Annotated in this window: 11 protein-coding genes; 1 reads left to right on the top strand and 10 read right to left on the bottom strand. The window is 67.3% G+C overall.

The genetic code is table 11. The annotated features are described in order from the left end of the window. Positions 1 to 560 precede the first annotated feature (560 nt). Positions 561 to 998: an ATPase gene (locus tag CFB45_RS37370; RefSeq protein WP_373558434.1), complete on the top strand. Its 438-nt coding sequence runs from the start codon at positions 561 to 563 to the stop codon at positions 996 to 998. Positions 999 to 1,170: 172 nt separating this feature from the next. Here CFB45_RS37370 and CFB45_RS37365 read toward each other — a convergent pair whose 3' ends face one another. From CFB45_RS37365 to CFB45_RS37320, 10 genes are all read right to left on the bottom strand, one after another. Continuing rightward, entirely contained in the window at positions 1,171 to 1,857 is a 687-nt protein-coding gene (locus CFB45_RS37365) for a DUF429 domain-containing protein (protein ID WP_089430068.1), read from the bottom strand. Between the two features lie 9 nt (positions 1,858 to 1,866). Beyond that, the gene (locus CFB45_RS37360; RefSeq protein WP_043185438.1) at positions 1,867 to 2,391 is read right to left on the bottom strand and encodes an HD domain-containing protein; all 525 of its coding nucleotides are present in this window, start codon (positions 2,389 to 2,391) and stop codon (positions 1,867 to 1,869) included. A gap of 121 nt (positions 2,392 to 2,512) precedes the next feature. Then, a complete protein-coding gene (locus tag CFB45_RS37355; RefSeq protein ID WP_089430067.1) occupies positions 2,513 to 5,983 on the bottom strand; it encodes an ATP-binding protein in 3,471 nt (1,156 codons plus the stop codon). Positions 5,984 to 5,986: 3 nt separating this feature from the next. Beyond that, positions 5,987 to 7,237 (bottom strand): metallophosphoesterase family protein, encoded by a 1,251-nt coding sequence (locus CFB45_RS37350; protein WP_089430066.1) that lies wholly within the window; start codon positions 7,235 to 7,237, stop codon positions 5,987 to 5,989. Between the two features lie 64 nt (positions 7,238 to 7,301). After that, positions 7,302 to 7,844, bottom strand: a complete 543-nt coding sequence (locus tag CFB45_RS37345; protein ID WP_089430065.1) for a CbrC family protein — start codon at positions 7,842 to 7,844, stop codon at positions 7,302 to 7,304. A 78-nt stretch (positions 7,845 to 7,922) separates the two neighbouring features. Next, a complete protein-coding gene (locus tag CFB45_RS37340) occupies positions 7,923 to 8,501 on the bottom strand; it encodes a hypothetical protein (RefSeq protein ID WP_089430064.1) in 579 nt (192 codons plus the stop codon). 154 nt (positions 8,502 to 8,655) lie between these two features. Continuing rightward, positions 8,656 to 9,426, bottom strand: a complete 771-nt coding sequence (locus CFB45_RS37335; protein ID WP_089430063.1) for a hypothetical protein — start codon at positions 9,424 to 9,426, stop codon at positions 8,656 to 8,658. 363 nt (positions 9,427 to 9,789) lie between these two features. Then, on the bottom strand, positions 9,790 to 10,332 hold the full coding sequence (locus CFB45_RS37330) for a hypothetical protein (protein WP_089430062.1): 543 nt from the start codon (positions 10,330 to 10,332) through the stop codon (positions 9,790 to 9,792). A 162-nt stretch (positions 10,333 to 10,494) separates the two neighbouring features. Then, positions 10,495 to 10,980 carry a hypothetical protein gene (locus CFB45_RS37325; RefSeq protein WP_256978518.1) on the bottom strand — a complete coding sequence of 162 codons (486 nt, stop codon included), beginning with the start codon at positions 10,978 to 10,980 and terminating at the stop codon, positions 10,495 to 10,497. 77 nt (positions 10,981 to 11,057) lie between these two features. Beyond that, a complete protein-coding gene (locus CFB45_RS37320) occupies positions 11,058 to 13,043 on the bottom strand; it encodes a gamma-glutamyltransferase family protein (RefSeq protein WP_089430061.1) in 1,986 nt (661 codons plus the stop codon). Positions 13,044 to 13,045: the final 2 nt, after the last annotated feature.

Raw genomic sequence — 13,045 nt, 5'->3', positions numbered from 1 at the left:
TTACTTTAGTGTGAGACTCTTGATACTTTCGCTATCTGATCCGAGGATCAGCTCGCTTTCATCAAGCGCCCACACTTATCGGCTGTTAATTTTTAAAGAGCATTCTGCGAGGAACTTCGTGTTTCCCGGCAGCGCTGCGTTTTCAGCAGCAGAGAAGCGAGATTATGAACCGCGTTTCGCAGTTCGTCAACAACTTTTTACACTACATCGTTGCGACTGCGGGGTTCAACTTCCAGGCCAGCTGCGCGCTTCAGACTGCTGCGCACCACCCGCCCTGCTTCCCTTCTCCCGCGCCGCGTTTCCGTTAGCGCGAAAGAGGCGTGATTCTAAGCACCCACCCCCGTCTATGCAAGCCCTTTGTGAAAATATTTTGAAAAGCCCCCGTGCGCTGACGCGCACGGGGGCTTCGGGCTCGACGGGCCACGCATCGCAACGCGAGCCCCCTCTATTGATGTGACGTATGCCTGTCGTCCCCCTCTATATATGAGGTCGCGGAACGGACAAGGAAGCGGGTGCCGTCGAGTATCATGCCGCGACCGAACCACGCATTCATATCCACGATGGACAGCACCTCTCAATCCGGCGACGCCGACCTTCGCGACGAATATGCAGCGCTGCGCGAGCGCGCCATCATCCTGGAAGAACAGGCCCCACCGCTTCTGCAGCGCATCTCGGATGTATTGCCGCGGATCTGCGGTGAATCCGAACTGGCGGACGAGCATCGCGAGCGACTCGTCGGCGCGCGCAACGCAGCGATGGTCTCGATCGAAAACTATCAGCAGGCGATTCCTTTCCTGCAGACGGCCGACTCGATCATCGAGCAACTGGACAAGACGCCCGAGCGCGACGAAGACATCGAGTGGCGTGAGTCGCTGCTGCAACGGCTCGACGAGCTGATCGACGTCGCAGTCGTGATGATCGACGATGCCGAAGGCTACTTCGAACAGGCGGACGCCTGCGATCTGTCCAGCATACCGAAAGCCATCCTCGAGGGTTGAGCGACGCCGCTCGGGATCGCGTAGCGCACCGGCATGATGTCGTGTGCGCCAGCCATCCCGATGTTTGCCGGCCTGCAGTCCCGGCCTGAAGCCTTCGCCGTCACGCGGGCCGCCGCCCTCCCGCAAAAGCTCACCTTTTCGCTACACCCCTCGCCCGGGCCGCGCGACACGACTACAGTGCGTCGAGAACGATCGTCTCGCTCACGATCGGCACGCGGATATATCCGCCCTCCGCATCGCCATACGCGTGCGCATTCCCGTCGATGACGCATTGCGCCGTCAACGCGCAAAGGGTCGCGTCTCGCGCATCGACGGACTTCAACGTCGACACGTCGACGCCCAGTCGTTCCAGCAATTGCCGGCGCTGGTTGCGTTTCTGCTTCGCCGATGCGACGGCCTTCCCCAGCAGCGCGCAGGTGATCGCATAAGGATAGGTTTCGAAGCTCGCGCGCCCGCCCGCATAGCGGGCGCCGGTCAGCAGCGGATAGGCATCCGCGAGCGCGCGGTAGACACGCTCTCCCATGAACATCCAGTCGAAGAAGCCTGACGTGCTTGCAACCGCCTGTTCCCGCGACGGCGTCGGAAAGCACGAGATCCGTTCGCGCGCGAGCGCCTGTTCGGCCGCGCGACGCCCGCTCCCCGTCCACCACAGGCTCGGTGCGTCGACACCCACGGCCACGACGTCATGGGCGAGGCACAGCGCAGGCACCGCCTCGGGCGCGATCCGTTCCTCGCGGTAGACGACTGTCCGTCCGCGCAGGATCACGAGATCGCACTGCTTCTTTTCGCCACCCACATCGACACCCGCCACGACCGGCGATTGCCACGTGGCGGATCCGAAGGATCGAGCGGATCGCATGCGGGCGCCTCAGTCCGCCGGCCGTGCGTCGTAGGCGGTGTCGAAGATCGCCTCGAGACCGGGATGCACCCCGCGCATCGGGTCGACGACCGACTTCGCCCAGTCGAAATACGCCTGCTTGCGCTCGAGCGGCCAGTCCGCGGGGGGATGCCGCGCGATGTCGCGCAGGTTGCAGATCTTGTCGGCCAGCTTCACGAGCTTCGCGCGCCGGCTGATGGTCGCCGCATGCTCGACCTGCAGACGCTTGCGCTCCTCCTTCGGCAATGACTTGTCGTCGGTGACTTCCATCACGATGTCCGCCACGTCCTTGCCGAACAGCCGCAGCAGTTCCTGCTCGGTCGTCTCCGTATCCTCGACCGTGTCGTGCAGCACGGCCGCGACGATCACGCGTTCGTCCTCGACGCCGGCCTCGTTGGCCAGCACGTCGGCGAGCGCGATCGGATGATTGATGTACGGCGACGCTTCTTCGTCCTTGCGCCGCTGATTGCGATGCTTGTCCGCCGCGAACGCGATGGCGGCTACCAGCTTTTTCATATTCCCCCCTCGTGTGGCCTGGCCCGCGACCGGCAGAACCGGCCGCGTGCATTTCGGAACCGCACATACTACCTGTTCGTGATGACCCTGCCCGCGCGCCGGAATTCACGCATGCCCTGCGTCACGCGCCCACCGGTGCGCGCTGGAGCTCGACCACGTTGACCCGCGCGCCGAATACATCTCTCACGAGCGGCAGCAGATGGTCGTGGTGCGTCAGGAACAGCACCTGGGTTCGCGTCGACAGATCGCGCAACGCATCGAGGCCGGCCTTCGCGCGCGCATCGTCGAAGTTGATGAACAAGTCGTCGGCCACGAACGGCAGTGCGGTCCGGCTGCCGAGCTGCAACTCCAGCGCCGCGATCCGCAGTGCGAGGAACAACTGGTCGCGCGTCCCTTCGCTCAACCCGGCGACCTCGACCGATGCCCCCTGCGTCCGTCGTGCATACAGGGCGGGCGGCGTCCGTTCGGTATCGACGGTCAGCCGCGCGAACTCACCCAGCGTGAGCCCCGCGAAAATCTCGCCCGCGCGCCTGAGCATCGGCCCCTGCTTCTGGTCCCGATAGCGATCCGTCGCCCACTTCAGCAACCGGCTCGCCGTGGCCGCCTCCAGATACTGTTCGGCTGCTTCGCCCATCGCCGCCAGCGCTTCCTGTCGCTTCGATTCGGCAACGGCCGCGTTCGCTTGGCCGTCGATCGCGCCGAATGCCTGATCGGCCACGACCTGCTGCTGGGCAAGCTCGTTCAGCCGCTTGCCGACGTCGCCGAGCGACTGCTTCACCGCTTCGAGATGCGCCGGTACGTCGGCGATGTCCTGTTCCGCGACTTCCGCTTCGACGGCGGACCGGGACAGGCCGTCACCATCGCGCACCAGTGCCTCGTGCGCGGCATCGACCGCCTGCCGAAGCTGGCGCCGGCGATCCGAGCGTTCGGCCAGCGGCAGCGCCGCGTCGATCAACGCTACGCCGGCGAGTTGCAGCAGCGGCTGGATACGCGCATCGGCACCGGCCACCGCGGCGGCCGCATCCGCGACCTTGCCGTCGGCCTGCCGCACGGCCTCGTCGGCGCGATCGATCGCACGCGCGATTTCCCGAGCAGTCGAAAGGCGCATCGTCAGCCGACGCGCGACGTCCGGCCAGTCGCCGCTCGTCAACCATTCCGGCGCGAGCGCTTCGGCGAGCCTTCGTGCGCCCGACTCGAGCGCGGACAGCTCCGCACGGATCGCAACGATCCGGTTACGCGGCGCATCGGCATCGGCCAGTTCGACCGTCACCGCGTTGGCGAGCCCGAGCGCACCTTCCGCCGCGGCCAGCGTCGCCGCGCTCGTGGACAGCTTTGCGTCAGCCAGCGCGTCGCGCCATTGCGCATGCCACGCATCGTAGGCCGTCTGCGCGTGGCCGGCACGCGACTGTGCCGTCGCGCATCCGCGTTCCGCCTCCCGTGCGCGATCCTCCAGGCTGTCCTGCTGCGCGAGCGCTTTCTCGGCCGACTGTACGAAGGTCTCGGCGATCGCGACGAGCGCCGCCAAACCATCCGACTCACCGCCGCGCGACACGGTACGCAGTGCCGTGCGCAGCGTGGTTTCGGCACCCGCCCGCGCGGCGCGAATCGTGTCGAATTCGCGGCGCAGCCGGTCGAGATCGGCTTGCGCGGCGAACACCGTGTCGCGCTTCGCCAGCCAGTCGCCCATCGCCGCCAGCGGCATGCCGGGCACCACGGCCGTCGTCGCGAGCGCGGCCCATGCGTCGCGATGCGCGGCGAGCTCACGCTCGCGCTCATCCAATGCGGCCTGCTTGCGCGTCACGCCGGCACGTGAGGATTCGACCTGTTGGCGCAGCGACTGCAACATCGCCGCCGCCTGCGTCGCGCCGAGCTGTGCGTCGACGAGTTCGTCCGCCAGGCGGATCGCGTCGTCGACCGCAGGTGCGCCCGTTGCGAGATCGACCGCGCCGCTGCGGATGTCGCCCCACGCGCCGTCGCGTCGCGCGCGCGCCGCCAGCACGTCGGCGGTCGTGACGACCTTGTGGTTCTCCGCGAAGTGCTTTTCCTGCAGTTCGAGCCGCTCGAGCTCTTCGAGTGCGCCGTCCCGCGCGTCGCGTGCAGCAGCGACCGCACTCGCGCGTTCGCTGTCTTCCTTCAGCAGCGTGCCGAGCCGCGCCGCCGACGGCACGTCGAGCGCACGCAGCGTATCGACCGGCATGCGCCACTGGCCGAGCGCATCGAGTGCGCCGGACAACGTGCGCTCGGCGGCGGCGATTTCCTGTTCGAGCGCCTGCTCGCGCTGGCCACTGTTGCGAAAGCCCTGCGCATCGGCCAGCGCCGCACGCAGCGCCTCCGGCACGTCGACGGTCGACAGGCGCGCCTGTTGTTCCTGCACCTGCGCAAGCTCGCGCGTGCGTTCGTCGAGCGATTCGCGCGCGCCGGCAAGCGCCTGGTGCAGCGCACCGTGTTCGCGCAACAGGTTTGCGACAGTCTTCAGCGACAACGCGGTCGGCAGCGACGCACGCAGCGACGCTTCGTCCGTCGGCCAGCCGAGCTGGGCGGCGGCTGCAAACGCGGCGGACAGGTGCCGCTCGACATCCGCGCCGAGCAGCAGCAGATCCTGCGCGTGATTCATGCACGCGCCGCGCAGCCGGTCGAGCGCTTCGATGTCGGCTTCGAGCGCCAGCGTGTCGGCGTCGGCGTCGATCGCATCGCGCGCCTGCCGTTTTGCAAGCAGGTCGGCACGCCGCTCCTCGAGCACCTTCTGTTCGGCGGCGAGATCGCCCTGTGCCTTCAGCAGGTCCGCATACGCGGTGGGCGGCAACTCGACGACCGGGCCCAGTTCCGCCAGCGCGGCGTCCTTGACCGTCAGCTCCTTCAGGTACGGTGCCAGCCGTCGCACGCGTTCGAGCTTCGAGCGCAGCGCTTCGAGCCGACGCTGTTCCGCGCGTGCCTGCTCGATCTGCTGTTCGACCGCTTCGCGCGCGTCCTTGCGTTCGACCCAGTCGCGCGTGCGCACCTGAACCGTCTTCAGTTCGGTCACGGCTTCGTTGAACGACGATTCGGCGAGTGCAAACGCGCTGCCGCTGCGGCGCGGCGCCCAGAGCTCGACCGCGCGCGCCTCGAGCTCCTCACGCACCGGCCCGAGACTGCCGACACCGGCAGCCGATTCGAACAGCACCTGGCCGAGCTTGTCGGATGCGTCGAGAATGCTCCGGCCGCCGTCGACCAGACGCCCGTGATCGAGCCCGAACATCTGTTCGAAGAATTCGCGCGTGGCGCCATCGAGAACGGCGGCGAGATAATCGTCGGGCAACTTGTCGTCGGCGGGTGTACGCAACGGACTGCGCCCGCGCGCGCGGTGGAACGCGAGTTCGCCCGTGCCGCTCTCCAGCACGCCGCCGATCCGCAGTTCAGGCGTGCTGTGCAGGAAATCGAGCGGTGTCTGCAGCTTCATCCCGAACAACAGCTCCGACACCGCCGTGCGGATCGTCGACTTGCCGGCCTCATTCGGCCCCACGATCACGTGGAAATCCTCGCCGGCCGACGGGAATCGCAGCGTCTCGTCGGTGAACTTGCCGTACTTGATCAGATCGAGCTGGTTGATCCTCATCGCTTATTCCCCCCTCGCCAGCCGCGCGAGCAACGCGGGCCCGACCTGCTCGACGAGTGCGGTCAGCTCACCCGCGCGCGCCATCGTCAACAACGGCACCTCTTCCTTCACGTCGCTGCGCACCTTGCCGACGAACGGCTTCAGGTCGCGCTCGAGCAGTTCGAGGAAATCCGGATCGCGCGCGGCGTCGGCCAGGATCTGCTTCAGGTCCTCCAGCGCTTCGAGCTGCTCGCTTTCGCCCGGCTGATGATCGGCAGCGGACGTCGCGAGCCGAACCTTCTCGAGCCACAGCCGCTCGTTGCCGATGATCCCGATCTGGTTCAGCACCTCCGCGCGCAACTGCGGCGCGCGGCCGAAAAAGAGACCATGCGCGGGCGTGCGCCCCGTGACCGTCACGCGCACCGCGCGCGGCACATGGCCGTCGACGGTCAGCAGCGCTTCCAGCGACTGGCCGATTTTTCTCGACAGGTCGGCGACGGTAAGGCAATCGGACGCGTCGACCGACACGGCTTCCCAGCGCAGCACGTCGAGATACAGGCGCTCGACCTGCGTGCGGCCCTGCTCGACCGTCACGAGCACCGCGCCGCGGCGGCCCGTCTCGCGGATATGGCGCCCCTGCAGGTTGCCGGGAAACACCACCGTGGACGACCCCGACCATTGCTGGAATTCGTGCACGTGGCCGAGTGCCCAGTAGTCGTAGCCTTTCGCATGGAGTTCGGCCAGCGTGCACGGCGCATAGTTCGCGTGCGCCGCATAGCCTTCGAGCGCCGTGTGCAGCACGCCGATGTTGTAGTAACCGGGCACCGGGTCCGGATAGCCGATCGCGAGATTGTCGACGACAGCCTTGTCCTTGAAGCTCTGCCCATGCAGCGCGACGTCGAATTCGGGCAGCTTGTGGGTTTCCGCCTTGCGGTGGCCGAACACGGTGACGTTGTCGGGCAGCGTCAGCTTCTTCGTCATCTCGCTTTCGGCGTCGTGGTTGCCGCCGAGCACGAACGCGCGGATGCCGGCCTTGCGCAGGCGCCCCATCTGCTGGCCGAAGAAGATGCCTGTGTTGTGGTCCTTCCAGTCGCCGTCGTACAGGTCGCCGGCGATCACGAGGAACGCGACGTCCTCTTCGATCGCACGATCCACGAGCTGCCGCAGCGCCTCGCGCGACGCGTTGCGTAACTGCGCGGCCGGCGCGTCGGGATAGGCGCTCAGGCCGTGCAACGGGCTGTCGAGGTGTATGTCTGCCGCGTGGATGAACTTCACGAAGATTCCTTTGTTTCATGACGATGGGGCCAGCGATCGACGTGCGGTGCCGCCAGCCGGGCCATCAATCGCAATCCTGGTAGCCGCCGAGTTCACCGCAATGGATGCAGCGAAACATATACGCGGTCGGTGAACCGTCCTTGTCGAGTGCGGCGAAAAAGCGCTCCCATTCGGCGCCCTCGGCGAGTCCGGTCGATGCCCGAATCGATGCAACGGCCTGCGGGCCGAGCGCGGTCAGTTCGCCTGCACCTGCCCGGCCAATGAACTGCGCGCCATCGCCGCAATGCGTCCACCACCGTTGCTGCTGCCAGCCCTGGAAGCCCGGCGTGCGGCAGGCGATTTCGTCGACGACCGCGTCAGGCACCTCATCCCATTCGCCGCCGCCGATGCCATAGGTGTCGGTAAAGACTGCATCGAGCCGCGCGTGTGCCGAACCGTCGGCGATGCACCACGGGCAGATGCGTTGCTCGTACTCGTCGACCGCATACACGGGGCCCGCGTACACGTAACCACGTGCATCGCCGCAACACACGCAGCGCGCGTCCGAGCGAATCACGCTGCCCGTTGCCAGCGGGTCGGGATGGTACCTGAAAGCGGGTAACGACATGAGGCTCTCCGTCGATCCGGATGGTGGGAGTGCACGCGATGCAAATTCGAACGGCCATTGTGCCGCAGCCCGGCCGCGTTACTGCGGAATCCCGGTCTCGACAAACGTGCCGTTCACGAAACGATAGACGCGATGCGTTGCACCGCCGTGAGAAAGAAATTCCCACCGGATGTCGATGCCGACCGGGTCGTCGCGCCACGCGATCGCCAGGTAGGGCGATTGCGCGCCACCGTCGGTGTCGAGCGAAACGGAGTCGAGGCAGCTTTGAACCGGCAGCGAGAAACGCTGCACGGCATGGGCGCCGTGCAGCTCCAGCACGTACAGCGCCCCTTCTTCGCCCGCGCCGCAATAGCCTGTCGGGTGGCTGCTCGACGAGCGGTTGACGACGACCAGCAGATAGTCTTTGCCGTCGATTCGCTTCGAACGGTCCGACGGGAATGCAACACTCGATGCATCGCGCAATGCGTGGCGAAGCGCGGCCGGCACGATCAATGCCGATTTCCGGTGGCGGGCGGCATCGACCTCGAACAACCCCGGGCGCGCCCATTCGATCGCGTGACCGTTGGCGAGCCGCACCGATTCGGGCGCCGGCGTTTCGGCGAAGGCAACGGCGGCATTCGAGGCCAGCAGCGCCAGCGCCGCGAGCTTCAACGCCATCGATTTCGTCGGGATGATCCGTGTCCGCATCAATCGCGCAGGAGGGTCGTGAAGTTCATCGCATGCGCCGGCATGCCGTTCGGGCAGCCCCGATCCAGGAACGCCCCGCGCGCGTCGTTCGTCACGACGCACGCGGCTGATCCACGAGGTGCCGTCACTCGCCGCGCGGCACCGGCGGCGGTGCATAGCCGTTGTCATTGCCGGGGAACGGATTCGCGTTGCGGCGCAGCGCTTCCTCGTCGTTCTCCTTCTGCGCGAACACCGCGACGCCGATCACGCCGACGTTCGCGGCATCGCCATACTTCGAATTCGCGACATAGCTGTCGGGCACCGCCGCGAAGCGGAACGCGGCCACTTCGTCGCGGCTCTTGCGGAAACCCTCGATCGTCAGCGTGCGGCCCGGATACAGCACGTAACCGCCGTTCGTATAGCTGCCGGGCCGCCCCGACAGCACGTCGAGCCCGTCAACGCTCGACACGATCTCGAACGTACGGCGCCCCTGGTTGCGCAGCACGATCATGTAGCGCGAACCTTCGACGCCCGCCATGTGCCAGCGGCCGTCGCTGCGTGCCAGACGCAGCGGCGCGCCCTTTTCGTCCGTGAACGACAGCGCGATGTCGCCGTTGGCGAGCGCGACGCGGGTCGGCAACCGGCGAACCTGGGACGCGGGAGGATGTCCGGGCAACGCGTCGTTGTAGTAGACCGACGCAAGATCCGTCGGCTTCGCCGGATCCGCGCGTTCGAAATCGACCTGGCGGGTTTCGGATCGCACCGACTCGCCCCATGCAGTGCCGAGCCCGCGGCGTTCGCTGGCGTCCGGTGCGGCGGCGGATGCGCTGGTACTGCCGGACGGCGGGGGCGACCCTGCGCAGGCGGCCAGCCAGAGCGCGCAGGCGAGCGCGAGAAGACGGAACAGGATGGTCATGACGTGAGGCCTCGGAATGTTATCGGGCCGCGCCGGACTGGCCGGAACGGCGTTTTGGTGTCGTCTGTCGTCACGATGTCGATCGGACATGCTGGCCCGTATCGGACGGCGCCGCGATCGCGGCGGCCCGGCAACCGGGAGCCTCGCTATTTAAGCATGGCCGGCGGGCGATGGGCTGGGGGTGCACACGCCGCCCTTTGCCGGTGCGTGCCGGCAGGCGGGCAGGCCCGTCGCGTCGCCGGATGGGTGGCGAGCGCCGACGCATCCCGGTATCAAGGAAGGGATGAACGGCGCACCGCGCGCGCCCATAAAGAAGCCCGGCCCGCATCGAAGCGGGCCGGGCTCTATCGGGAAGCCTGACGCTTACAGCGCGCCGCCTTGCGCCGACGCCGAACCCTTCACGCCGACCGATGCGCCACCCTGCACCGAGTTCGTCGCGCCGTCGAGCGCCTCGCCGGCCTTCGCCTTCGCGCCGCCGGCAACGTCGCCTGCCGTCGACACCGCGCCTTGCACATGGCTCTTTGCCGTGCCGGCGACGTGCTTCACGTGCGATTTCGTCGAGTGGACGGCCGATGCGGCGGCATCCTTCGCGGTGCCCGCTGCCGAGCCGACCGCATGCGTCGCACCGCCAACCGCGTCGCCGGCCGCCGAGCCCACGCCGCCGACCGTCTTGCCGACGCCGTTCAGCGCGCCGCCAACGACGTTGCCCGCGCCCGAACCCGAGCCTGCCGCATTCGCGCCGGCGCCAGCCTGCACGCCCACGCCGCCGCCGAGCAGCGGCGTCTGAACCTGCGCGCCGACACTTGCGGAACCCTGGGCACCGGTCTGGGCCGTCTGTGCGAACGCAGCCGAAGTCGCCATCGCCGTCAGTGCAGCACCCACCAGAATCGTACGAATCGTGTTCATGGTCATTCTCCCCAAAGACGTTGTTGCTGCGGGCCGCCTTCGTGCGGCTTGTCGCATGCCTTGCCGCGACGTGCGGCAGGTGGAGCTAATGTAGCGGCGCGGACGCGCAAAACGACTGATTTGCGGGGACTGTTACTTCCGTTGCAAATGCTGACGATTGCCTCACATAGTTTGACAATCGGGGGCTTGCGGCGGAATTGGGCGGTGGATCGAGTGAACCTGGAGGCGTGCCGCGTGGACCACGCCGCAGCCGATCGGGAAAACAGACCGGCAAAACGCCTCGCAGGGAAACCGGCCGCTTCGATAAGCATTCCAAAGAACGTGTGTCGGCCAGCCATCAGTGCAGCCCGACAACCCGCTCCTCGCGATGAGTTCGATATCGTCGGATACGCATGCCACCGCACCGGCGTCCCCCGCTGCGCCGAACGCGAGCTTGAACGCCTTTTCCGTCAGCGCGCTCACGGCCTGCTGGTCGACCGCTGTGCCGGGATCGCCCTCGACTTCGTCGAACGACGCCATCCACTGCGCATCGAACGGCTCGGCATCGCGACTGTCCAGCGCACGGTCGCAATCCAGGTCGCCGAGGAAATCGAAAAAGCCCGGCACCGACAGGATGGCATCCATGTCAAGCAGATGCGCGTTCGTCATTGCGACTCCTTCACGATGCGCAGCCCCGACCGCCCGTTGATGCATACAGGCAGTTCGGGGCCGCGCGTCCTGACCGGTTACGGCCGGAACGTATCGCCGAGCACGACGCCTTCACGCCGCGGATCGGTGCCGCCCTGCAACGCGGGCGACTGGCCGACCGTTACGCGCATCACGGTATTGACGCCGCTCGCCTGCGCGGACGTCGACACCTTGTGCCCGAGCGCGAGCAGCCCCGTGATCAGCGGATCGTTCGCCCCGTTGTTCGCCGTGTTGACGTTCGGGTGCTCGCCGCCGATCGTGGTCGTCGGACTGTTGCTCGCGCCGAAGTCGACGAGCCCCGCCGACTGCTGCGCGTCGAGCCCCCAGTCGAGCGCGCCGACGAGCGTCTTGACCACATATTGCGGAATCGTGCCCCCGCCCGGCGAACCGGTCGCCATCACGAAATCGCCGCGCGAACCGTCCGCGGCCTGCCCGAACACGATCGTCGGCGCCATCGAGCTGCGCGGCCGCTTGCCCGGCTGGAGGCGGTTGGCCACCGGATTGCCCGCGCTATCGACCGGGTTCGCGGAAAAATCGGTCAGCTGGTTGTTCAGCAGGAAGCCGTTGGTCATGTGGAACGAGCCCATGCTCGACTCGACCGTCGTCGTTGCGCTCAGCACGTTGCCGTCGCCGTCGACGATCGTGAACTGGTTCGTGCCGTGCTCGATCAGCGTCGTGTCGACGCCGAGCGGCACCGCGCCCAGATTGCCGGGCTGTGCGGTGCCCATGCTCTTGGTCGGGTCGATCAACGCCGCGCGCGATTTCAGGTACGGCTTGTTCAGCAGCGTGTTCCACGTGCCGCCCGGCAGCGGCACAAAATCCGTATCGGCCACGTACTTGTCGCGGTCGGCATACGCAAGCCGCTCCGCCTCGGTGATGAGGTGCACGCCCGCGACGGTCGGCTTGCCGCCTTCGAGATCGATCGCCGTCGGCTTCAGCGACTTCAGGTAGTAATTCTCGAGAATGCCGAGCGCCGACGCGACCGCGATGCCGCCCGACGACGGCGGCGGCATCCCGCATACCCAGTAGCTGCGATACGTCGTGCACACCGGATCGCGGCGCTTCGCCTGGTACGCGGCCAGGTCGGCGACGGTCGTCTTGCCCGGCGTGAGCGTCGCCCCGTCCGCGCCCTTCGTCGTCGCGATCTTCGCAACGATGTCCTGCGCGATCTGCCCCGTGTACAGCGCGTTCGCACCCGACTGCGCCATCAGCGTCAGCGTGCGCGCATAGGCCGGATTCTTCAGCACGGTGCCGAGCGTCTTAGGCGACCCGTCCGCGTTCAGGAAATACGCGGCGGCCTCGGGGTCGCGCTTCAGGTTCGCGGCATTCGCCGCGATCGCGTCGGCGAGCCGGCCACCAATCGGGAAGCCGTTGGTCGCGAGCGTGATCGCATCGCCGAACAGGTTCTGCCACGGCAGGCGGCCGTGATCCTGCTGCAGCGCCTCGATCAGCCTCGGCACGCCGATCGTGCCGATCGAGCGGCCGCTCGCCCGTGCGTTCGGCAGCGGCGCGGAGTGGTCGGTCGCGTCATCGACGTAGCGCAGGTAGTTCTCCGTCGCGGCCGCCGGCGCGGTTTCCCGGCCGTCGTACGCCTGCAGCGTCTTGCCGCGCGCATCGTAGTAGAGCAGCACGCCGCCGGACCCGAGGCCCGTTGCCTCGGGCACGGTCAGGCCGAGCACGGCCTGCACGGCGACCGCCGCGTCGGCGGCCGTGCCGCCCTTCTTCAGCACCGCGCAGCCGGCCGCGCTCGCGTACGCGTTCGACGTGGCCACCAGATAGGTCTTCGCATAGACCGGCTTCATCCCGGTGCGATAGCCCGACGACGCTTCCGGCAGCGACGGGTCGCCCGGCTGGTTAGAGCCCACCACGACCGTCGCGCCGCTGTTGTCGACCGCGAGACAGCTCGCATCGGTGGAAGGTGTCGGCGTGCGGCCTGCGTCGTTCTCGACGTCGCCGCCGCATGCCGTCAACAGGGCGGCCGCGAGCAACGCGGACGCATACGGAAAAATCGCTGTTCTGTTCATTG

The sequence above is a fragment of the Burkholderia sp. HI2500 genome (genome assembly GCF_002223055.1).
Taxonomy (GTDB): Bacteria; Pseudomonadota; Gammaproteobacteria; order Burkholderiales; family Burkholderiaceae; genus Burkholderia.
This window is presented reverse-complemented; position numbering and strand designations above follow the sequence as displayed.

Bases quoted from the DNA above. Each gene is read 5' to 3' on its own strand.
- CFB45_RS37370 (WP_373558434.1), top strand. From the start codon at position 561: ATGGACAGCACCTCTCAATCCGGCGACGCCGACCTTCGCGACGAATAT.
- CFB45_RS37365 (WP_089430068.1), bottom strand. From the start codon at position 1,857: ATGCGATCCGCTCGATCCTTCGGATCCGCCACGTGGCAATCGCCGGTC.
- CFB45_RS37360 (WP_043185438.1), bottom strand. From the start codon at position 2,391: ATGAAAAAGCTGGTAGCCGCCATCGCGTTCGCGGCGGACAAGCATCGC.
- CFB45_RS37355 (WP_089430067.1), bottom strand. From the start codon at position 5,983: ATGAGGATCAACCAGCTCGATCTGATCAAGTACGGCAAGTTCACCGAC.
- CFB45_RS37345 (WP_089430065.1), bottom strand. From the start codon at position 7,844: ATGTCGTTACCCGCTTTCAGGTACCATCCCGACCCGCTGGCAACGGGC.
- CFB45_RS37340 (WP_089430064.1), bottom strand. From the start codon at position 8,501: ATGGCGTTGAAGCTCGCGGCGCTGGCGCTGCTGGCCTCGAATGCCGCC.
- CFB45_RS37335 (WP_089430063.1), bottom strand. From the start codon at position 9,426: ATGACCATCCTGTTCCGTCTTCTCGCGCTCGCCTGCGCGCTCTGGCTG.
- CFB45_RS37330 (WP_089430062.1), bottom strand. From the start codon at position 10,332: ATGAACACGATTCGTACGATTCTGGTGGGTGCTGCACTGACGGCGATG.
- CFB45_RS37325 (WP_256978518.1), bottom strand. From the start codon at position 10,980: ATGACGAACGCGCATCTGCTTGACATGGATGCCATCCTGTCGGTGCCG.
- CFB45_RS37320 (WP_089430061.1), bottom strand. From the start codon at position 13,043: ATGAACAGAACAGCGATTTTTCCGTATGCGTCCGCGTTGCTCGCGGCC.